Annotated in this window: 22 protein-coding genes and 1 other annotated feature; of the genes, 10 read left to right on the top strand and 12 right to left on the bottom strand. The window is 55.9% G+C overall.

What is annotated here, in order from left to right; all coding sequences use genetic code 11:
• Nucleotides 1-128 precede the first annotated feature (128 nt).
• Genes DW088_RS14075 through DW088_RS14090 form a run of 4 tightly spaced genes read right to left on the bottom strand, consistent with a single transcriptional unit; the run spans nucleotide 129 to nucleotide 3195 of the window.
• Nucleotides 129-1472 carry an AI-2E family transporter gene (locus tag DW088_RS14075; RefSeq protein ID WP_243029969.1) on the bottom strand — a complete coding sequence of 448 codons (1344 nt, stop codon included), beginning with the start codon at nucleotides 1470-1472 and terminating at the stop codon, nucleotides 129-131.
• Between the two features lie 54 nt (nucleotides 1473-1526).
• Nucleotides 1527-1832, bottom strand: a complete 306-nt coding sequence (locus tag DW088_RS14080) for a hypothetical protein (RefSeq protein ID WP_118361486.1) — start codon at nucleotides 1830-1832, stop codon at nucleotides 1527-1529.
• Nucleotides 1829-2497 carry a 3'-5' exonuclease gene (locus DW088_RS14085; protein WP_118361488.1) on the bottom strand — a complete coding sequence of 223 codons (669 nt, stop codon included), beginning with the start codon at nucleotides 2495-2497 and terminating at the stop codon, nucleotides 1829-1831. Before DW088_RS14085 ends, DW088_RS14080 begins: the two co-directional genes overlap by 4 nt.
• A complete protein-coding gene (locus DW088_RS14090) occupies nucleotides 2494-3195 on the bottom strand; it encodes a DUF2461 domain-containing protein (RefSeq protein WP_118361490.1) in 702 nt (233 codons plus the stop codon). Before DW088_RS14090 ends, DW088_RS14085 begins: the two co-directional genes overlap by 4 nt.
• A gap of 448 nt (nucleotides 3196-3643) precedes the next feature.
• Between DW088_RS14090 and pyrE the strand changes: the two genes are divergently transcribed.
• Nucleotides 3644-4306, top strand: coding sequence for an orotate phosphoribosyltransferase (pyrE, locus tag DW088_RS14095; protein ID WP_116705106.1), 663 nt, complete (start codon nucleotides 3644-3646; stop codon nucleotides 4304-4306).
• A gap of 196 nt (nucleotides 4307-4502) precedes the next feature.
• On the opposite strand, the gene DW088_RS14100 is transcribed toward pyrE, so the two are convergent.
• The 6 genes from DW088_RS14100 to ilvB form a co-directional block, all read right to left on the bottom strand.
• Nucleotides 4503-5684, bottom strand: a complete 1182-nt coding sequence (locus tag DW088_RS14100) for a pyridoxal phosphate-dependent aminotransferase (RefSeq protein ID WP_118361492.1) — start codon at nucleotides 5682-5684, stop codon at nucleotides 4503-4505.
• Nucleotides 5678-6166, bottom strand: a complete 489-nt coding sequence (locus tag DW088_RS14105; RefSeq protein ID WP_118361494.1) for an Lrp/AsnC family transcriptional regulator — start codon at nucleotides 6164-6166, stop codon at nucleotides 5678-5680. The genes DW088_RS14100 and DW088_RS14105 overlap by 7 nt, the downstream gene beginning before the upstream one ends.
• A gap of 154 nt (nucleotides 6167-6320) precedes the next feature.
• Nucleotides 6321-7982, bottom strand: a complete 1662-nt coding sequence (gene ilvD, locus DW088_RS14110) for a dihydroxy-acid dehydratase (RefSeq protein ID WP_279217340.1) — start codon at nucleotides 7980-7982, stop codon at nucleotides 6321-6323.
• A gap of 286 nt (nucleotides 7983-8268) precedes the next feature.
• A complete protein-coding gene (gene ilvC / locus DW088_RS14115) occupies nucleotides 8269-9264 on the bottom strand; it encodes a ketol-acid reductoisomerase (protein ID WP_118361496.1) in 996 nt (331 codons plus the stop codon).
• Between the two features lie 153 nt (nucleotides 9265-9417).
• The gene (gene ilvN / locus DW088_RS14120; protein ID WP_118361498.1) at nucleotides 9418-9894 is read right to left on the bottom strand and encodes an acetolactate synthase small subunit; all 477 of its coding nucleotides are present in this window, start codon (nucleotides 9892-9894) and stop codon (nucleotides 9418-9420) included.
• A 13-nt stretch (nucleotides 9895-9907) separates the two neighbouring features.
• Nucleotides 9908-11572 (bottom strand): biosynthetic-type acetolactate synthase large subunit, encoded by a 1665-nt coding sequence (ilvB, locus tag DW088_RS14125; protein ID WP_118361499.1) that lies wholly within the window; start codon nucleotides 11570-11572, stop codon nucleotides 9908-9910.
• A 106-nt stretch (nucleotides 11573-11678) separates the two neighbouring features.
• Nucleotides 11679-11928: a binding site (T-box leader), on the bottom strand.
• A 185-nt stretch (nucleotides 11929-12113) separates the two neighbouring features.
• Between ilvB and DW088_RS14130 the strand changes: the two genes are divergently transcribed.
• The gene (locus tag DW088_RS14130) at nucleotides 12114-12791 is read left to right on the top strand and encodes a DUF421 domain-containing protein (protein ID WP_158574711.1); all 678 of its coding nucleotides are present in this window, start codon (nucleotides 12114-12116) and stop codon (nucleotides 12789-12791) included.
• Nucleotides 12788-13126 (top strand): DUF4363 family protein, encoded by a 339-nt coding sequence (locus DW088_RS14135; RefSeq protein ID WP_118361503.1) that lies wholly within the window; start codon nucleotides 12788-12790, stop codon nucleotides 13124-13126. Before DW088_RS14130 ends, DW088_RS14135 begins: the two co-directional genes overlap by 4 nt.
• 161 nt (nucleotides 13127-13287) lie before the next feature.
• On the opposite strand, the gene DW088_RS14140 is transcribed toward DW088_RS14135, so the two are convergent.
• Nucleotides 13288-13647, bottom strand: a complete 360-nt coding sequence (locus tag DW088_RS14140; RefSeq protein ID WP_118361505.1) for a VOC family protein — start codon at nucleotides 13645-13647, stop codon at nucleotides 13288-13290.
• A gap of 1000 nt (nucleotides 13648-14647) precedes the next feature.
• Between DW088_RS14140 and DW088_RS14150 the strand changes: the two genes are divergently transcribed.
• Nucleotides 14648-15073 carry a MarR family winged helix-turn-helix transcriptional regulator gene (locus tag DW088_RS14150; protein WP_118361509.1) on the top strand — a complete coding sequence of 142 codons (426 nt, stop codon included), beginning with the start codon at nucleotides 14648-14650 and terminating at the stop codon, nucleotides 15071-15073.
• Nucleotides 15074-15151: 78 nt separating this feature from the next.
• Nucleotides 15152-16489: an MATE family efflux transporter gene (locus tag DW088_RS14155; protein ID WP_118361511.1), complete on the top strand. Its 1338-nt coding sequence runs from the start codon at nucleotides 15152-15154 to the stop codon at nucleotides 16487-16489.
• Nucleotides 16490-16752: 263 nt separating this feature from the next.
• On the opposite strand, the gene DW088_RS14160 is transcribed toward DW088_RS14155, so the two are convergent.
• Entirely contained in the window at nucleotides 16753-17592 is an 840-nt protein-coding gene (locus tag DW088_RS14160; protein ID WP_118361513.1) for an undecaprenyl-diphosphate phosphatase, read from the bottom strand.
• Between the two features lie 195 nt (nucleotides 17593-17787).
• Between DW088_RS14160 and tsaE the strand changes: the two genes are divergently transcribed.
• The 5 genes from tsaE to DW088_RS14185 all read left to right on the top strand — a co-directional run bounded on the left by tsaE (nucleotide 17788) and on the right by DW088_RS14185 (nucleotide 21030).
• Nucleotides 17788-18213 carry a tRNA (adenosine(37)-N6)-threonylcarbamoyltransferase complex ATPase subunit type 1 TsaE gene (tsaE, locus tag DW088_RS14165; protein WP_118361515.1) on the top strand — a complete coding sequence of 142 codons (426 nt, stop codon included), beginning with the start codon at nucleotides 17788-17790 and terminating at the stop codon, nucleotides 18211-18213.
• Nucleotides 18210-18911 carry a tRNA (adenosine(37)-N6)-threonylcarbamoyltransferase complex dimerization subunit type 1 TsaB gene (tsaB, locus tag DW088_RS14170; protein ID WP_118361517.1) on the top strand — a complete coding sequence of 234 codons (702 nt, stop codon included), beginning with the start codon at nucleotides 18210-18212 and terminating at the stop codon, nucleotides 18909-18911. Before tsaE ends, tsaB begins: the two co-directional genes overlap by 4 nt.
• Before the next feature lie 233 nt (nucleotides 18912-19144).
• On the top strand, nucleotides 19145-19774 hold the full coding sequence (upp, locus tag DW088_RS14175) for a uracil phosphoribosyltransferase (RefSeq protein WP_118361519.1): 630 nt from the start codon (nucleotides 19145-19147) through the stop codon (nucleotides 19772-19774).
• A 75-nt stretch (nucleotides 19775-19849) separates the two neighbouring features.
• A complete protein-coding gene (locus tag DW088_RS14180) occupies nucleotides 19850-20215 on the top strand; it encodes a hypothetical protein (RefSeq protein ID WP_118361521.1) in 366 nt (121 codons plus the stop codon).
• A 230-nt stretch (nucleotides 20216-20445) separates the two neighbouring features.
• On the top strand, nucleotides 20446-21030 hold the full coding sequence (locus DW088_RS14185) for a GNAT family N-acetyltransferase (RefSeq protein ID WP_158574712.1): 585 nt from the start codon (nucleotides 20446-20448) through the stop codon (nucleotides 21028-21030).
• Nucleotides 21031-21128 lie beyond the last annotated feature (98 nt).

The raw sequence follows: 21128 nt of genomic DNA on the forward strand, positions 1-21128 counted from the left end.
TACCCTCTTGTGCGCCCGCGCGGCGTCAGCGCAGTTCCGTTCGCTTCACAAGCGACACTCTGCCGTTCTGCATCAGAACGCAAAAAAAGAGGAACACTGCTGCCTCGCAGTGTCCCTCTTTGCACATATTACTGGTTTTTGTTTTCCTGATCTTTCTGCTGTGCCGCACGGCGGCGCTCTTTTGCGCTCACAGGAGGCGTTGTCTCCTGCGCTTCAACGAACGCGTGTGTCTCCGGGTCGATGCGCTTATGCCCGCGATAGTCGTTCGTATCCACGGACAGACCGCGCTTTTTCAGCAGATGATTGATCTTCTCGGTCAACATGCTGTACAGCACAGCAAACAGCGGCACGCCGATCACCATGCCCGCGAAGCCCATCACGCCGCCGAACAGCAGAATGGCGAACATGACCCAGAAGCTCGACAGTCCGGTGGCGTTGCCGAGGATTTTCGGTCCGAGGATATTGCCGTCAAACTGCTGCAGCAGCAGCACAAAAATGACGAAATACAGCGCCTGCACCGGACTGATGACCATGATCAGAATGGTGCTCGGAACCGCACCGATGAACGGCCCGAAAAACGGGATGATATTGGTCACGCCGATGATAACCGCAATCAGGAGCGCGTACGACGTCGGCATGGTCATCCAGCCGAACGAGATCATAAGACGCATACCGATAAAGCACAGCACGCCGATGATCGACGAGTCCATCAGCTTGCCGGTGATGAAGCCGCCGAACACGCGGTGGATATGCGCCACACGGGCCATGATGGCATTCGCCTTTTCAACCGTGAAAAGGCTGTACGTCATCTTTTTCGCCTGTGCACAGAAGGTGTCCTTGCTGTTGAGAATGTACAGCGCGATAATGACACCGATCAGCAGGTTCATCAGCACGTTTACGGTTGTAACAACGCCGCTCATCATGTTGCCGAGCTGCGGCAGCAGGTCATTCTGCGCCCAGTTCATTATCTGTGCGGAGAACTGATCGTACAGGCGCATGAAGCTGTGCTCAATTTCCGGGTTGTTGTGCAGCAGCGACGCCACCCAGCCGGATATCTCGTTCATATACAGGTCCATCGAGTCTACCAGCGAGGTGATACTCGTGACCAGCTGCGGCAGCACCATCCACAGCAGCACGCCTACAACCGCCAGACCGAAGGCCAGCGTCAGCGCGCTGCACAAGCCTTTGGCAAGCCGTGTGCCGTTTTTGAATTTACGCGACATCGGCGGCTGCAGATTGCGGTACAGCATGTTGAACACCGGCATGAGCAGGTACGCCATTACAAAGCCGTAGATGAACGGGCTGAGGATGCTGAAAAACTTCTTGATTATGCCCCAGATTGTTGTCATGCGGAACAGCACGAACACGACCAGCACGCAGGCTACAATGACACCTAACGCAGTCAGCCCCCACTCGATATAGTGCGGCTGCAGGTCAAACCGGGACTTTTTTTCCTGATTGGGATCTTCCAACAATAAACTCCTTCCTGTCAGCTGTCAGAGGATGAAAACGAAGATTGAATACGCTTAGTCCTCATCCTCATCAAAGAACACGCGCCACAGCAGGTACAGCCACGTTGCGGCAAACGCTGCGAAGATGATCGCGCGGAACTTCTTGAAGAATTTAGAGAAGCAGGTGCCCAGCCACAGACCGAACGACAGCAGGCAGGTCTCGTAGATGAAGAACTCGATGAGCGAGAAGCCGCGGATCTTTTCGGTCGTGGTGCTCATAAAGCGTCCTGCCTGATCGCAAGCGTTTCCTGCGGTGTGCAGCATCTGCTCGGCACGGCTGCGCAGTGCATCGCGGTCAATACTATCCAGATAGGTTTTCATAGCTTGTTCTCTCCTTTTCGTTTCACCGTATTACGCGGACGTGCTGTCCGTCTGTGCTCCCGGGGTTTGGGGTCCCCGGCGATGCTGCACGGCGTTTTCCCCATCGAGGAAATCCGGCCGAGCCGCATGCCGATTTTTTCTGCCAGTGCGTCGGCGTCCGCGCTGCCCGTCCTGCGCAGAGCCGCCTGCAGGATCAGTCCCGCAGCCCGCGCATCCGACCCGGCCTCGTGGTGGTTCAGGTCGATGTGCAGCGCGGCGGATACCGTATCCAGTTTATGATTTTCCAGCTCAGGCCATACCCGCTTGGACACCTTTACCGTGCATAAGTACCGGCATTCGGGCATTTTCAGTCCGTAATGCGCCAGACAGCTGCAAAGCACATTCGTATCGAACATAGCGTTGTGGCACACGATGACGCTGCCCTCCGCGATGTCGGCGAGCGGCTCCCACACCTCAGCGAACGACGGTGCGTCCGCGACCATCTTCTCCTTGATGTGGTTGACGCGAACATTGCCCCAGTGGAACTTGCCCACGCATTCCGGCGGACGGATGAGCGAGATTTTCTCGTCTACCAGCTGATTATCCTCAAACACGCTTGCGCCGAGTGCGCACGCGCTCAGCGGCGAGGCGTTTCCGGTCTCGAAATCCAGTGCAAGATATCTCATTGCAGCGCCTCCCGTCCGGCCGCGTCCGCGCGTTCCTTCGCCGCGAGCAGCAGTCTGTACAGCGGCGCAAGCTGCCGCATGGTCTTCATCATGAACGGAACAAACGTGCCGTCCAGCACCGGAGCAAAGTCCTCACCGTTTGTGTAATCCACGCCGATCTCCTTGCGGTTCAGCCAGTCCTGATATTCCGGCTTTGCGTCCGGGAATTTCGGGCGCTTGTACATCTCGCCCGCAAGGTGCACCTGCGGACAGCTGTTCACCGCACGAAAGGCGTCAAGAAACAGCCTGTCTTCTGCGAGGATCATTTCGCGCAGCGCTTCCATTTCGCCTCTGCCCCACGCGCCCCAGCAGCCGAAGGCCCAGTATTCGGGATGCAGTTCAAAGTAGTATGCGGGAACAGATTCGCGTTCCCGTCGTGCTCTGCGGAAGAACAGCCACATGTTCGCCCGGTAGAGCGTCTTATCCTTGGTATATCGGGTATCGCGCCGCACGCGGGATACCATGCGGGACGGCACGGTGACGAACTGCGGGTCGATCTTGACCATCTCCGGCGTCATTTCTGCGATCAGTTCGTGAAAGGGCCGGATGGATAACCGCTTGATCTCGTCCTTGTGTGCATCGTAAAATTCTTTGCTGTTTTGCAGACGATTCAGTTGCAGAAGATCCACGCCTTCTGCGGAAAAACCGTGAAATGCCATTTGTGTTGTTAGCCACCTTTTTGTTTTTGACGATTGTGAATCGTCCTTGAAGGTATAGAATACCTAAGGCAATACCACATAATTGAACAAGAGCGATTTACGAGTAATTTTTGCGGACCGGCGAGGCGTGGTTTTGCGGCAATACTTTGTGTATTACCGTGAAATCACAACGAAGTCAGGGCACAAAATTTCCGTAAAGCGCCGCGGCAGCGCGACCGGAGCCTGCGCAAGAAGCCGCAGCTTTAATTGTGTGGTGTTGCCTTATTATATTTTAGCGCGTTTTTTCATTTTCTGCAACAGGAGTTTGACAGTTTTCCGTTCATAACACGTTAATCTCCCTGTGTATTTGTGCAATTTGTTGACCGTCGCTTGACAGAAAGGGTTGTTCCCTGCCGAAAATTCTGGTATACTGAGGATAAGTATATTGATAGAAAAAGGTGGAACGATCATGCTTACTGCTGCCAAAAAAGAATTTATCGAATTTATGATGAGTGCCGACGTACTGCGTTTCGGCGATTTTACAACCAAATCCGGCCGAAAGACCCCGTATTTCGTCAACACCGGCAACTACAAGACCGGCCTTCAGAACTCCCGTCTGGGTGAGTTTTATGCAGCTCTGGTCAAGGAGACCGTCGGCGATCAGTTCGACGCAATGTTCGGTCCGGCGTACAAGGGCATCCCGCTTGCTACCTCGGTTTCCGGTGCGCTGGCCCGCAATTACGGCATCGACAAGCCGTTCTTCTTCAACCGCAAGGAGGCGAAGGACCACGGCGAAGGCGGCAATATCGTCGGCTACAAGCCGCAGGACGGCGACCGCGTGATCATCATCGAGGATGTAATCACCGCAGGCACCGCTATCCGCGAGACCATGCCGGTGCTGCAGGCCTGCGCAGATGTGAAGGTTACCGATATGTTCATTTCGGTAAACCGCTGTGAGGTCGGCCAGAACCCGGGCAAGACCGCTGTTATGGAGGTCGGCGAGGAGTTCGGCATCAAGGTGCACGCACTCGTTACCGTGCAGGATATCCGCGAGTATCTTGCGGATAAGGAGGAGTATGCTCATCTGCTGCCGCTGATGGATGCTTATATGAAGCAGTATTGCGTGTTCTAAGTTCCGGCATAATTGCATAAGAAAACAAAAAGAACGCTCGATGGAGCGTTCTTTTTGTTTGCCTTTTCCCACTGCTGTGCTATATTAGAACCACAATGGAATACACCCGTCTGCATAACATTTCTATCCGTGAAGCGCATGAAATCCTGCATAACGATTAAGCATCGCCCACTTCGGGCGGTGCTTTCATTTTATCTCACTTTTCCGTCTGCAAAGTCTGCAAAAACTTACGCATCCTGTGGCAAGCCTCGCGCAGATGGTTCATCGAGTACGAATACGAAATACGCACATGACCCTCACCGCTCTCACCAAAGGCGCTGCCCGGAATGACCGCGACCTCCTGCTCATGCAGCAGTCTCTCGCAGAATTCGTCACTCGACAGGCCGGTAGACTCGATCGACGGGAACATATAGAACGCGCCCTGCGGCTCAAAGCACTCGAGGCCCATGCTCCGCAGCTCGCCGAGCAGGTAGCGGCGGCGCAGGTCATACTGCTCGCGCATGCGCTCGATATCGTCCTCGCCGGTGCGGATAGCCTCAATGCCCGCGAACTGCGCGGTCGTCGGCGCGGACATAATACCGAACTGATGAATCTTGCAGATGTGGCGCATCAGCTCCTTCGGGCCCATTGCCCAGCCGAGACGCCAGCCGGTCATCGCATAGGACTTGGAGAAACCGTCCACAACAATGGTGCGCTCCTTCATGCCGTCCAGCTCCGCAAAGCAGACGTGGCGATCCGGGCCGTAGGTCAGGCTGTTGTAAATCTCATCCGACAGCACGATGATGTTCGTGTCCTTGATGACCGTCGCAATCGCCTGCAGCTCATCGCGCGTCATAATCGCGCCGGTCGGGTTGTTCGGGTACGGCAGAATGAGCAGCTTGGTGCGCGGTGTAATAGCAGCGCGCAGACTGTCCGCCGTCAGCTTGAACTGGTCCTCCGCGCGGGTCGGCAGCGGCACCGGAACACCGCCTGCCATCTGCGTCAGCGGCTTGTAGCATACAAAACTCGGCTCCGGAATGAGCACCTCGTCACCCACGTTGACAATCGCACGGATGGTGTTGTCGATCGCCTCAGAGCCGCCGACCGTCACAAGGATCTCCTTGTCCGCATCGTAGCACAGGCGGTACTTGCGGCGCACGAGCGCAGCAATCTGATTGCGCAGCTCGGCGAGACCCCAGTTGGAGGTATAGAAGGTCTGTCCTTTTTCCAGAGACTGAATGCCGGCGCGGCGAATCTGCCACGGCGTTTCAAAATCCGGCTCGCCCACACCGAGCGAGATCGCGTGCGGCATTTTAGCCGCCAGTTCAAAAAAGCGGCGAATGCCGGAAGGCTGTACCTCTTTTACACGCGCAGAGAGAATCTGCTCGTAGTTCACCATGCCATGACCTCTCTCTTATCGCTGTCTGCCGGGTCGAATTCCACACTGTTGTCCTTGTATTTTTTGAGGATGAAATGCGTACCGGTGGACAGCACGTTCTCCATCGGCGCCAGCTGCTCGGAGACAAAGCGGGCAACCTCGCGCATGGTGCGTCCCTTGATGATAACGGTCAGATCGAAGCCGCCGCTCATCAGATACACGCTCTCCACCTGATGGTGCGAATAGATCTGACGGGCGATCTCATCAAAGCCCATACCCTTCTGCGGGGTGATCTTGACCTCGATGAGTGCGGTTACGCTCTCCTTGGATGTTTTATCCCAATCGACCACGGTCTTGTAGCCGAGGATCGTCGAATTCTTCTCATACGCGTTGATCGCAGCAGCCACGTCCTCCTCGGTCTCACCGAGCATCGCGGCCAGCTGTGCCGGAGTCAGACGCGCGTCCTGCGCCAGCAGATCAAGCAGCTTTTCAGGGTTTTTCATAATAAATGACCTCCCTTTTTCGTTTTTCAAGAATTACTTTATTATAGCACTGCGGTGCAGTTCTGTCTACGCTTGGAGTAGAAATTTTGCGATTGCGGAATGAAGAATTAAAAGAAGTCCGAAAAATTTTCGGACTTCTTTCATTACGCAAAAATCAACGAACCACAGCGCCCTGATCTGCAGAGGTGACCAGACGCGAATAGCGGTACAGCCAGCCGGACTTGACATTCGGCTCACGCGGAACGTACTTGGCACGGCGTGCCTCCAGCTCCTCGTCGGAAACATTGACATTTACCTTACTGTTCGGAATATCGATGGAGATGATATCGCCTTCCTGCACCAGACCGATCTCGCCGCCGGAAGCAGCCTCCGGCGAAACGTGGCCGATGGATGCGCCGCGGGACGCACCGGAGAAACGGCCGTCGGTGATGAGCGCAACCGTGGTATCCAGCTTCATGCCGGCCAGCGCAGAGGTCGGGTTGAGCATCTCGCGCATACCCGGACCGCCCTTCGGGCCTTCGTAGCGGATGACAACAACGTCACCCGGCACGATCTTGCCGTTGTAGATGGCGGAAATTGCGTCCTCCTCACAGTCGAACACGCGTGCCGGACCTTCGTGCACCATCATTTCCGGCGCAACTGCCGAACGCTTGACAACGCAGCCGTTCTTTGCGATGTTGCCCCACAGAACAGCGATGCCGCCGGTCTGCGAATACGGATTCTCGAGCGGACGAACGACCTCCGGATTCTTGTTGACAACGCCCTCAAGGTTCTCGCCGACCGTCTTGCCGGTACAGGTGATGAGCGACAGGTCGAGGAAATCGCGCTTGGTCAGCTCCTTCATGATGGCCGGAACACCGCCTGCCATGTAAAGCTGCTCAATGTGGTGCGGGCCTGCCGGAGCCAGATGGCAGATGTTCGGCACCTTGCCGGACAGTTCGTTCAGGGTCTCAAGCTGCAGCGGAACGCCTGCTTCATTTGCGATTGCCAGCAGGTGCAGAACCGAGTTGGTCGAGCAGCCGATCGCCATCTCACAGGTCAGCGCGTTGCGGAATGCTGCCGGCGTGAGGATGTCGCGCGGCTTGATGTCCTTCTCGATCAGCTCCATGATCTTCATGCCGGCGTGCTTTGCCAGATGAATACGGGCCGCCGAAACCGCCGGGGTCGTGCCGTTGCCCGGCAGCGCCATGCCGATGGCTTCAGACAGGCAGTTCATCGAGTTTGCTGTGTACATGCCTGCGCATGAGCCGCAGCCCGGGCAGGAATTGCACTCGGCTTCGTAGAAGGTCTCCTCGTCCATCATGCCGGCCTTGTAGGCACCGACCGCCTCGAAGGTCTTGGACAGGGATACCTCCTCACCGCCGAAATGGCCTGCAAGCATCGGGCCGCCGGAAACCAGGATGGACGGAATGTTCAGACGAGCGGCAGCCATCAGCATGCCGGGCACGATCTTGTCGCAGTTCGGGATGAGCACCAGACCGTCCAGCTGGTGCGCCTGCGCCAGCGTCTCTACGCTGTCCGCGATCAGCTCACGGCTTGCCAGCGAATATTTCATGCCGATGTGGCCCATCGCGATGCCGTCGCATACGCCGATGGCCGGAACGAGCACCGGCGTACCGCCTGCCATGCGAACGCCTGCCTTAACCGCATCCGCGATCTTATCGAGGTTGATATGGCCCGGGATGATCTCGGAATATGCCGAAACCACACCGATGATCGGCTGATTCATTTCCTCGTCGGTCATACCGCAGGCGCGCAGCAGCGAACGGTTCGGCATGCGCTCGGGTCCTGCAGTGATGTTGTCACTTCTTCTCACGGGGATTTTCCTCCTTTGAAAGCAGTCCAGCAGACTGCCTGATAGAAAAAACGGGCGGACGGGAAAATCCGTCCGCCCGTTCGGGGTAGCTTTTTATACGCGCCTGCGGCGCGCATTCAATCGGATTGCATCGCAATCCGTAAAAACCGGGAGCATGTATCTCGGTTTTTACACAAGGGAGTAAATCAGTGTGCCGCGCAGCGACGCGCTGATTTGCTCACAGGATATGTCCGAGCGTAGCTCGGCATATCCCCTCGTTTGAAATCGTGATTTCAAACGAAGAAGATTACTTCTTCAGCCAGCTCATCATGCCGCGCAGCTTCTTGCCGGTCTCCTCAAGCTCGGTGTCTGCTTCCAGAGCACGGGTAGCGAGGAACTTGGCACGACCGCCTGCACGGTTCTCCTGAATCCACTCGGATGCGAAGGTACCGTCCTGGATCTCGCGCAGGATCTTCTTCATCTCCTTGCGGGTCTCCTCGGTGATGATGCGCTTGCCGGTGCGGTAATCACCGTACTCAGCGGTGTCGGAGATGGAGTAACGCATCTTAGCGAAGCCGCCCTCGTTGATCAGGTCAACGATCAGTTTCATCTCGTGAACGCACTCGAAGTAAGCGTTCTCCGGAGCGTAGCCAGCCTCAACCAGAGTCTCAAAGCCAGCCTTCATCAGCTCGCAAACGCCGCCGCAGAGGACAGCCTGCTCACCGAACAGGTCGGTCTCGGTCTCGGTCTTGAAGGTGGACTCGAGGATGCCGGCACGGCCGCCGCCGATACCGCAGGCGTATGCCAGAGCGATGTCCATAGCCTTGCCGGAAGCGTCCTGATATACGCAAGCCAGATCCGGAACACCCTGACCCTCTTCGTATGCACGACGAACGATGTGACCCGGGCCCTTCGGAGCAACCATGATAACGTCAACGTCAGCCGGCGGAACGATCTGCTTGAAGTGGATGTTGAAGCCGTGCGCGAAAGCCAGTACGTTGCCCGGCTTCAGGTTCGGAGCGATAACGTCCTTGTAGATGTCAGCCTGCTTCTCATCCGGGGTCAGCATCATGATGATATCGCCTGCTGCTGCTGCCTCAGCCGGAGTCATAACCTCCAGACCGTAGTCCTTCGCCTTCTTCTCGTGCTTGGAGCCCGGGCGCAGACCAACTACAACATGTACACCGGAATCCTTCAGGTTCATTGCATGAGCATGACCCTGGGAGCCAAAGCCGATGATTGCAACGGTCTTGCCGTCGAGCAGAGACAGGTTGCAGTCTGCGTCATAAAACATCTTTACCATTTTTATTTCCTCCTAAAAATTTATAAAGAGTCAATTATATGAATCAGCAGTCAGTAATCAGTGATTGCAAGGGGCTTCCTCCCCGGTTATGAAACATTTCTCCGGCGCGGCAGCGCTTTTCATTCCCAATTTCTAACTCCTAATTAACCAACATTATTTTTCGATTGCCGTAACGCCCGAACGGCTCATCTCGAGAATCTTAAAGTTCGAGATGACGTCGAGGAAGGCATCGATGCGGCTCGGCACTTCGGACAGCTCGATGATGATCTCGCTCTCCTGCGTATCGACCACGCGCGCGCCGTACAGCTCGCACAGCTGGCGAATATCGCTGCGGACACTTACGTCCGGCGTATGCAGCTTGACGAATACCAGCTCGCTGCAGCAGGAGCTGTATTCTTCGAGGTGTACAACGTGCATGACCTCTTCCAGCTTTGCCAGCTGCTTCATGATCTGCTCAAGCACCATATGGTCGCCCTGCACGATGATAGACATGCAGGAAACCTTCGGATTAGTCGTGGCCGAAACAGTCAGCGAGTCGATGTTGTAGCCGCGGCGGCCAAACAGGCTGGATACGCGTGCCAGAACACCGGCGTTGTTCTGTACGGTGACAGAAAGGATATACTTTTCCATGATTTCTCCTTCCTTATTCCGTTACAAGATCGTCAACCGTGCCGCCTGCCGGGATCATCGGCAGGACGCGCTCGTCCTTGTCGATCTGTGCGTCGATCAGCACAGGACCGGTTCGCTTCACCGCTTCCCGCAGCGCGTCGCGCAGCTCGGCGATATTGGTAACACGGACGCCGCGTGCGCCGAAGGCATCGGCCAGTTTGACGTAATCTGTCTTGCGGTGCGGATCGGTCTGCGAGTAACGGCTGCCATAGAACATGGTCTGCCACTGACGCACGTTGCCGAGCACGCGGTTATTCATAATGATCGTGATCACCGGCAGGTTATAGGAAACCGCGGTGCAGATCTCGTTAAGATTCATGTGGAACGAGCCGTCGCCCGTGATGTGGACAACCGTTCTGTCCGGGAAGGCCACCTGCGCGCCGATTGCCGCGCCGTAGCCGAAGCCCATCGTACCCAGACCGCCGGACGTCAGGAACTGACGAACGTGCTTGCGGCCGTTGTACTGTGCACTCCAAAGCTGGTGCTGACCAACGTCGGTTGCGATAATGGTGTCCTCCGGGGTCTCCTCCGCAACCGTGCGGAGCAGCTGGTGCGGATGGATAACGCTCTCGTCGTCCTTCGGCACATAGTCGAGCTTTGTCTGCCACTCAGCAATCTGCGCGCGCCATGCGTCGTGCTTTGCCTCCTTGATATACGGCATAACCTTTTCGAGGAAGGTCTCCGCATCGGAAACAATGGCATAGTCAACGCCGATGTTCTTATTGATCTCCGCGTTGTCAATGTCAACGTGGATAACCTTCGCCGACGGTGCAAAACGCTTGGTGTTGGTCGCAACGCGGTCGGAGAAGCGGGCGCCGATGCAGACCAGCAGGTCACAGCGCTCAACCGCCCATGCGGCAGAAACCGTACCGTGCATGCCGATCATGCCGAGGCTGAGCGGCTCGGTATCCGGGATGCAGCCGATGGCCATCATGGTGTGCGCCGACGGAATATCCGCCTTGCGCTGCAGCTGCAGCAGCATGTCGCCTGCGTCAGAGGTTTCAACACCGCCGCCGTAATAGATCATCGGACGCTCGGAGGCGGCAATCATATCCGCTACGGTCTGCAGCTCTTCGTCCGAAATCTCGTAGGTCTCGTTGATCTCAACCTTGCCCTTCGGGATAAACTCACACTTAGCGGCGGTAATATCCTTCGGGATGTCGATCAGCACCGGACCCGGACGTCCGGAAGCGGCAATGCGGAACGCATCGCGCACGGTGTCCGCCAGATCCTCCACATCACGCACAACGAAATTGTGCTTGGTGATTGGCATGGTGATACCGGCAATGTAAACCTCCTGAAAGGAGTCGCGGCCGATGAGGCTGGTGCCGACGTTGCCGGTGATGGCAACCATCGGGATGGAATCCATATACGCGGTAGCAATACCGGTTACGAGGTTGGTCGCACCCGGTCCGCTCGTTGCCAGGCAGACACCTACCTTGCCGGTCACGCGGGCGTAGCCGTCCGCTGCGTGTGCCGCGCCCTGTTCGTGCGCGGTCAGGATATGTCGAATGCGGTCGCTGTTTTTGTAAAGTGCGTCATAGATGTTCAAAACCGCACCGCCGGGATAACCGAAAATGGTATCAACTCCCTGCTCTACAAGTGCGTCGATCAGAATCTCTGCGCCGTTCTTTACCATTGCGAATCCGCCTCCTTTCTCTCATTTCAACATAGCATACATACTTATGCAGCAGCCGGATAACGATTGCCGCAAGATACCGTATAAACAAAAAGCCCTTGTCTCACAAAGAGACAAAGACCAAAAACTCTGCGGTACCACTCTTTTTGCCACACTGCCCTATTCGGCGGCATGACCACTCACCCGATCGTTTAACGCAGATCATGCGGGATAGCTTACACTGAACCCTGTTTCATTTCATTTCAGCAATCCGGCTCCCGGAGGACTTTCGCACTTTCCGTTTCCCACTGTCTTACACCAGCCGACAGCTCTCTATCATGGGTTCGGGACGCTACTTTTCCGTTCGCAGCCTGTATCTTTTTGAATGTTGTTTATATTATAAAGGCGTTTTCTCAGAATGTCAACGTCTTTCCGACTGCAAATATGCGAAAACTGTCGTGCATATTTCTTTGTTTTTTCGCCATACTACACAATACCAAACATGTACAGTTTTTACTCGGGTAAACTGTGCGATTTTCACAAGCGAAGGAGGTGCGGGCGTATGGCAGTGCCGCTGCTGCGCACGCTGATTTTATACTGCGCGGTCATCTGCGCCGTGCGGCTGATGGGGAAACGGCAGATTGGCGAGCTGGACCCGTCCGAGCTGGTCGTTACCATTCTGGTATCCGATCTGGCGGCTGTGCCCATGCAGGATTTAGGGATTCCGCTGCTCTCCGGTCTGGTGCCGATCGCCACGCTCGTGGTGCTCGAGATTTTTCTCAGCTTCGCCGCACTCAAAAGCCGCAGATTCCGGCGGCTGCTGAACGGTCAGCCGGCCATCATCATCCGCAAGGGTCAGCTCGATATTGACAAGCTGCGGCAAATGCGGCTGACGACCGACGAGGTGATAGAGACACTCCGCAAGCAGAATGTTGCAGCCGTGTCCGATGTGAAATACGGCGTCATCGAGCCGGACGGCACGCTGACGGTTATTCTCAAGCAGCCGCAGCAGCCGGTCACGGCGGAAATGCTCGGCATTACGCCCAAGGATACCGGTCTGCCGCTCGTTGTCGTGTCGGACGGCAAGGTGGTTCCGCGCTCGCTCGAGCTGCTGCACCTCTCCCCTGCGGATATCGAGCGGCGGCTGAAAAACCAGAGTATCGCGGTCGAGGACGTGTTCCTGATGACGCTTGACGACTGCGGCAACACGTTCCTGCAGAAAAAGGAGGGTCGCGCATGAAGCGATTGCTGACGGCTGCCGTGCTGTGTGCCGTGCTCATCCTCGGCAGTGTGCGGAGCATAAGAGCCGTGGATAACACGGCACAGGCGGTCGCCCTCGACGTGGAGAACGACCGCCTAAACGAAGCGCGGGAGACATGGGACGCAGCACAGACCCTGCTCGGCGCTCTGCTGCTGCACAGCGAGATTGATCAGGCTGATCGGCTGTTTGACCGCATGCTTGCCGCGCAGCAAAACGGCTTGACGGACGAATTGGCGCTCGACCGTGCGGAGCTGCTCGCTCAGCTGAGACATTTGCCGGATGTGCAGCGTCCGACGCTTAAAAATCTGTTTTAAGGCAACACCGCACAATTAAAGCTGCGGCGCTTTGCGGAAATTTTGTGTCCTGACTTTGTTGCAGTTTCACGGTAATACATCAAGTATTACCGCAAAACTGCGCCTCGTCAGTACGCAAAATTTGCTCGCAAATCGCTCTTGTTCAATTATGCGGTATTCCCTTAACGGTATTCACGCACCTGCACGGACAGACCGTCCGGATCGTAAACATAGAAGTAGCGCGCGTCCGGCTCCGGCTGACGGATATCGGACGGATTCATGCTGTGCAGGACAGCACGCTCATGCGCGCTGGCGATGTCCTCCGTACCGAAGCAGAGGAACATACCGGATGCCTTGACGGTCTCGCCCTCCGGCATGCCGATCAGCTCCAGCTGGGTTTCGCCGGAGGCGTTCTGCAGGTAGGCAATGCTGCCGCCGTTCGCGGAGAACTGCGTGTGGATCTTGAGCTCGGTGAGCGTCTGGTAAAAATGCAGCGACTTCTCGAAATCGCGCACGCGGAGCGCTAAATGGTGGATGTGCATAGCAGGCACCTCGTTTCGTTGTTTTGTTTTATTGTACAAAGCAGAGTCAGCCTGTGTCAATAGGGAAATTCCGGAGATTAGCACTTGCGAAGCGAAACGAACTCACCTACGCGGCGATGCGCGCAAGAGGGTAGACAACCTGTGGTTTTCCACCCTCTGATTTTCACCCCTTTTCCCTTAGAGGGTCTGGCGCAGATTGCCGTCATGTGACCGCTGCGAAATAGGGGAACGGCAGAGGATTTTTTCTTCCGCAGAGACGCACTGCGTGCGCTCATGTATCCGCGTATTCGCAGCGTCAGATACCATTATTCTGCTACACAGGCGGGCAACTCTACGCTGGGTGCGGCATAACAGTGCCGCACGATTCGTAAGCGCGTTATGATAGACAGGGCCTGCGAGGATAGATTGTACCGAACGCCTAAATTCGCAGGTGTCATCCGTTATAACATGTTAAAGAGTTGCGCAACACGGGTATGTTGCGCCTGCTTAGATGAAATCGCATGTGTAGCAGTAATGTATCTGACCCTGCGAACAGTTTGCGAAAGACACGGAAGAAAAAATCCTCTGCCGTTCCCTTTTTCGAAGCGGTCACATGTAGGCAATCTGCGCCAGACTATCCAAGGGAAAGGTAGGAGTTCAAAGAGGAAGGAAAACCGCAGGTTGTCCTTCCTTTTTGCCCCCGCCGCGGGCGCGGCAACGCTCCCGCCGTCCGCAGACGGCGAATCCCCCGCTGAGGTTCAGCGGAAAACTCTCCGCCCGTTAGGGGCGAACACGCTCACGCAGTTCGCGCGCCCCGGTCAGCCGATGCAGGAAAAAGAGCCGCCCCGTCAGAGCGAACCCACTGCGGCAGTTCGTGTTCCCCAGTCATCCGGTGCAGAAAAAAGGAGCCGTCCGGACGGCTCCCATCTCCCCGGACAAGCAGTAAAATTCCCTCTTGACATTCCGCAATCACCGACTACAATATTACTTAGGAAACGAAGTAATTAAACGAGGTGATTTCATGGATACCGGGCGGCTTATCAACAAGCTATCTAACTGCCTGCGCCGCCGATCAGCGGAAACGCAAAAACGCATTCATATCAGCGGCACCAAAGGTCAGATTCTCAACTATATTTTGATAGAAAGCCAAAAGCACCCGCTCGTACAGCGCGACGTCGAGCAGGAATTCGGCCTGCGGCCTTCCACCGCAACCGAAATGCTGCAGGCCCTGCAGGCTGCCGATCTCATCCGCCGCGAACCCGATCCCGCGGACGCACGGCGCAAATGCATTGTCTGCACTGAAAAAGCCGAAGCCTTCCGTCCCGCCTGCCTGCAGGAGATTACGGAGACCGAAGCCATGCTGCTCCGCGGCATCTCGCCCGAGGAGCGGGACACATTTATGCGGATCGGGCTGAAAATGCTTTCAAATTTTGAAAAAAACGATTAACCATTACCGCAGGGCGGGCTGCCCTGCCGCTTCGATGAAAACAATCGTTAAATTTCCAAAGGAGGGAACGTGAAAAATTTGGATAATGATACTCTCCTCGGCAAAGCGCCGATACCTCGTGCAGTAGCCGCAATGGCGATTCCGAGCGTCATCAGCAGCCTTGTCACCGTGGTGTACAACATGGCGGACACCTTTTTCGTCGGACAGACCGGCGACGCCCTGCAGGTAGCCGCCGTCAGCCTGACCAACCCGATCTTCATCCTGCTGATGGCGTTCGCCAACATGTTCGGCATGGGCGGCAGTGCGATGATCTCGGTCGCGCTCGGCGAGAACAATCACCAAAGCGTGAAGAAAATCTCCTCGTTCATTTCATGGGCGAGCTTGGTCGTCGGCGCAGCGTTTGCCGCCGTGCTGCTGTGCTTCACCGCGCCCATCCTGCATCTGTTCGGCGCGGACGCAAGCACATTTGAGTTTGCCCGCGGCTACACGGTTTACATCGCGTTCGGCGCACCGTTCGTAATCTGGTCGGCGGCAGCCAGCTTCGTTGTGCGCGCGGAAGGCGCGAGCAAGGAGGCTATGATCGGCAGCATGATCGGCACGATTGCAAACATCGTACTCGACCCGGTTTTCGTCTCCGGTCTGGGACAGGGCGCGGCAGGCGCAGCCATTGCAACCACCATCGGCAATATGCTTGCAGCGCTGTACTACCTGTGGTATTTTCTCAAAAAGTCGCGGCGGTTTTCGCTTGCGCCGAAGGACGCGCTCTGCGGCACGCACATTGCCGTGCGCGTGTGCTCTGCCGGTTTCCCGACCGCCATTTTCTCCGCGCTGATGTGTGTTTCAACCATTGTGCTCAACCTGATTCTGGTCGTCTACGGCAACGCGCCCGTTGCGGCGATCGGCATCGTATTCAAAGCGAATATGTTCATCACCTTCCTGCAAATGGGCCTTGCAAACGGTGTACAGCCGATTTTCGGTTACAGCTACGGTGCGGGTGATATCAAGCGTTTTGCCGATACCGAACGTTTTACCAAGCTGTGCTGCTTTGTTGTCGGATTGGCGGCAACCGCGCTCTATTTCTTCCTGCGCGAGCCGATCATCGGCCTGTTCGTGGGCGACAGCGACGTTATTACATACGGCGTGCAGATGCTGATCGCCTACATGCTGTCCGGCCCGTTCATCGGCTCTCTGTTCGTCAATATGAACTGCATGCAGTCGGTCGGACGCGCCCTTCCTGCTACCGTGCTGTCCGTGCTCCGACAGGGTCTGCTGCTCATTCCCCTGCTGTATCTGCTGAATGTCATTGCAGGTCTGAATGGCGTTATTTACGGACAATCCATCACGGATTATATTACCATCATCCTGTCGTGCGTGGTTTGGCGAAGGATTCGGCGTGGATTGGAACAGCGTACCTAATAGAAAACCATACAACAAAAGAGGTCTGCAATGCAGACCTCTTTTCAGTTTGTCAAAAAAGTATTATTTTTAATTTTTACGCTTCGTGCGGCAGCACGCATAAAATAGAATTTGCGAAGCAAATTCATGAAAAGTCGGGGCGTGTACCTGACTTTTTCTTCAGTATTCACTCGAAAGCGTGGTTTCGAGCGAGAGGCTGCTCGAAAAGCGAAGTTTTTCGACAGCCTCAAAAAGAGGTCTGCCCCGCAGACCTCTTTTCCTATTTACTTCGCCAGCATAAAATGTGCCAGCACGGCGATACCGAGGATAATCCGATACCAGCCGAACACCTTGAAATCGTGCTTCTTGACGAAGCCCATCAGGAAACGGATGATGAGCAGTGAGGACACGAACGCGGTGATTGTACCGATGCCGAGGATCATCAGCTCGGTGGATGTAAACGCAAAGCCGAACTTGAGAATCTTGAGCAGGCTTGCGCCGAACATGACCGGAATGGCCAGAAAGAACGTAAACTCCGCAGCCACGGTACGCGACACGCCGAGCAGCAGTGCGCCGACGATGGTCGCGCCGGAGCGCGAGGTGCCCGGGAACACAGCCGCAATCAGCTGGAACATACCGATCATAAATACGGTCGGATAAGTAAGCTCAGTAAGTGCATTGATGCGCGCCGGCTTGCCCTTGTGCGCGTTCTCCACCAGAATGAACGCTGCGCCGAACACGATCAGCGCGATGGAAACCGTCTGGTAATTGTAGAACAGTTCTTCAAACAGGTCATTCCACTTGAGGCCGACGATTGCCGCCGGAACACAAGCTACCAGAATTTTGATCCACAGCTTGACGGTGTCCATATTCAGCACGATGGATGCGCCGCCGTGACGGCCCTTTCGCCGTTCAAACGGGAAAATCTGTCCCCAGAACAGGACAACGACCGCGAGTATCGCACCGAGCTGAATAACCACCTCGAACATGCTGTAAAACGCTTCCGACACATCCAGCTTTACAAACTCATTGAGCAGAATCATGTGTCCGGTACTGCTGATCGGCAGCCACTCGGTGATACCCTCTACAATGCCAAACAGAAATGCTTTGAGCAATTCTATCACAGGGTTTTCCTCCTTAAAATTTTTGTTCAGTTTTTCTTATGTTATTTTATACCTTACCACAACTTATGCCATCCCGCAAGCAAACAAGCGGAAATGTCATAAAAAAGTTATACTTTGCAGCAGGCTGACTTGCCATTCCGCGTGTACCGTGGTATATTATAAATGTATAGTTATGATTGACAGAAAGGTGTTTTCATGGAATATATCACCCACTCACCCGAGGAGACCGAAGCACTCGGCGCAGAATACGCAAAAAGCCTCAAGGCAGGCGATGTTGTTGCGTTCTCCGGCGACCTCGGTGCCGGCAAGACCGCATTCACGCGCGGCGTGCTGCACGGACTCGGCTACAGGGGCCGCGTCACCAGCCCGACCTTTGCCATTGCAAACGAATACGAAACGCCGACGGTCAAGGTCGCGCACTTCGACCTGTACCGCATTCTCGACAGCGAAGCGCTGTTCGAGATCGGCTTTGACGAATATCTCGACGGCAGCCGCATTGTGCTCATCGAATGGAGCGAGAACGCCGCGGACGTTCTGCCGGAAGCCTACAAAACCGTCCATATTGCCTACGGCGATGCGGACAATGACCGCCGCATTACGATTGGAGAAGTGACTGTATGAAAATTCTTGCACTGGAATCCTCGGCGGTCAGCGCGTCTGTCGCGCTCACCGAGGACGAAAAACTGGTGGCGCAGTCCTTTCAGAACTGCGGCCTGACGCACTCGCGCACGCTGCTGCCGATGGCGGAAAACCTGCTGGCAAACTGCGGCGTATCGCTCGCTGACGTGGACGCGATCGCTGTCGCGCACGGCCCCGGCTCGTTTACCGGTGTGCGCATCGGTGTAGCCACGGTCAAGGGGCTGGCGCTCGGCGCGGACAAGCCGTGCCTCGGTGTCTCCACGCTCGAGGCAATGGCATGGGGCGCCCGCGCACTCGGCGGCGACCTGTGCTGCGTGATGGATGCGCGTGCGGGTCAGGTTTACAACGCGCTTTTCACCGTAGAGGACGGCAGGGTACGCCGTTTGTGCGATGACCGTGCGATCAAGCTGACCGAGCTTGCCGAAGAAATCGGAGAAGCGCCGTATTTTCTGGTTGGAGATGGCGCGGATCTGTGTTATAATACTATCAAAGAGAACTGCACCGGTCTGCGGCTCGCACCTGCCGAGCTGCGGTTTGCGACCGGATTTGGTGTTGCCGCCGCCGCACTCCCCCTGTTCCGCGAGGGCAAAGCCTGCTCCCCTCAGGAGCTGGACGCCTTCTATCTGCGTCGTCCGCAGGCAGAGCGCGAGCGCATGGCGCGTCTGGCACAGACCAAATAGCAGACATCACCGCACAATGAAAGCTGCGGCTTCTTGCGCAGGCTCCGGTCGCGCTGCCGCGGCGCTTTGCGGAAATTTTGTGCCCTGACTTCGTTCCGATTTCACTGTAATACACAAAGTATTACCGCAAAACCGCGCCTTGTCAGTGCGCAAAACCCACTCGCAAGTCGCTCTTATTCAATTATGCGATATTGCCTGAAGCAAAAAGTTTTAGGATAAAGGAGATTTTTATTATGGCAACCGTACATGAAATGGACCACCCGCTGATCAAGCACAAGCTGGCGCTGATGCGCGACAAGACCACCGGCGTTAAGGAGTTCCGCGAGGCTGCTGCTGAGATTGCAATGCTGATGTGCTACGAGGCTACCCGCGATCTGCCGCTCAAGGAGATCACCATCGAGACTCCGGTCTCTGATGCACGCGTACAGGTTATTTCCGGCAAGAAGATTGCGCTCGTGCCGATCCTGCGTGCAGGTCTGGGCATGGTTGAAGGCATTCTGGAGATGATTCCGGCAGCTAAGGTCGGCCACATCGGTCTGTACCGCAACCCGGAAACCCTGCAGCCGATCGAGTATTACTGCAAGCTGCCGAATGACATCGAGGATCGCGACGTACTGCTGCTCGACCCGATGCTGGCTACCGGCGGTTCCGCTATCGCTGCGATCGACGGCCTCAAGCGCCGCGGCGTAAAGCACATTAAGCTGATGAACCTCATCGCTGCTCCGGAAGGCGTTGCCGCTGTTCAGAAGGCACATCCGGACGTTGAGATCTTCGTTGCCGGTATCGACGAGAAGCTGAACGACCACGGCTATATCGTTCCGGGTCTGGGTGACGCCGGCGACCGTATCTTCGGCACCAAGTAAGCAATATACCGCTGAATTTTCGGTATCTGCAGTACAATTTCACACCGACCGTTCCTGCAGAGGAGGGTGAACCGTATGACATTTGATGGCATCAAACGCTTTTCTCCATACTGGAATTTTGTCCTTTGCTATGGTCTTGTGACGGCGGTCGGGCTGATTCCCGGTCTGCTGTACGGCAACGAAATGGGGTACTGGCTGCTCGGCTTCTGGCTGATCCTGCCGTTTTCGGCGTTGCTGTGCACGTTTCGTGCGGCATACCGCGCTCTGCCGTGGTACGGTCTGATGCCCGTGTTCGTCGGCCTGTGGGCGATTGTTCTGCCGTTTGCCACGTTCCGCTCGACCGAGATGCAAAGCCTGTTTTACGGGCTTGTTCCCTCGCTGGTCGGCTTAACGTTGGGCGTACTGGTGCGCAAATTTGTATTCTGGTATCAAAACAGATAGAGACACTTTTAAGGACACTTTTGCGGTGCGGCTTATAGCAATCCGAATAGATAATGCGACAAAAGTAGCGCATACAGCGCGTGAATAGCAAGGAGATTTTACGCAGCTATGCTGACGCATAGCAAGTGAAAGCGACGCTGCTATGCGCGTGCTGTATGCGCGCACTTGTTGCAGTATTTGTTTGGATTGCTATAAAAGCCGCACCGTTTTGTTGGGAGAAAATTGAACCTATGCAATTTTACGAACTAAACTCCAGCCGCATGGACTACCGCGAGCTGAGTGCGGACGACCTCGACCTGCTGACGCCGCTCCTGCGCAGTGAGGAAACCATGCAGACGCTCGGCGGCGCACTCTCCTACGAGCAGACACTGGACTGGCTGGTGGATACGCTGCGCCGCTATCAGACCGAAGGCTGCGGCTGGCTGCTCGCACTTGATAAGCCGACCGGCGTTCCCGCGGCTCTGTGCGGCCTGACTTACGAGCAGGTCGGCGCGGAACGCGTGCTGACCGCGAACTGCATCGTCCGGCATGAGCTGCGCGGCATCGGCGTCGGCCGCGAGTGCATCGCCGCGTGCCTGCTGTACGCGTTCGAATCCATGCACGCCGACGAGGTCAGCGCCTTCGTGCAGAAGGATGATCTCGCAGGACTGCATACTGCCGTTGCCTGCCGTATGCAGCCGACCGAAAAGGTCAGCCATACCGCCTTCGGCAAGACCGCACCGTGTGTACGATGTGTGGTTCGGAATCCGCACCTCACAGAGAAGGCAGAAGCGGAAAATGAACCGTCGGAAGATAAAAATAGCACCGAAACGTGAGTTTCGGTGCTCTTTTGTTATCATTTTGTGCGATACGCATTGTTTAGCAATGATGCATGCGGTTTACACGGTGCGCCCGCCCGGCGTCAGCGCAAATT

This window comes from Butyricicoccus sp. AM05-1 (genome assembly GCF_003474415.1).
GTDB lineage: Bacteria > Bacillota > Clostridia > Oscillospirales > Butyricicoccaceae > Agathobaculum > Agathobaculum butyriciproducens.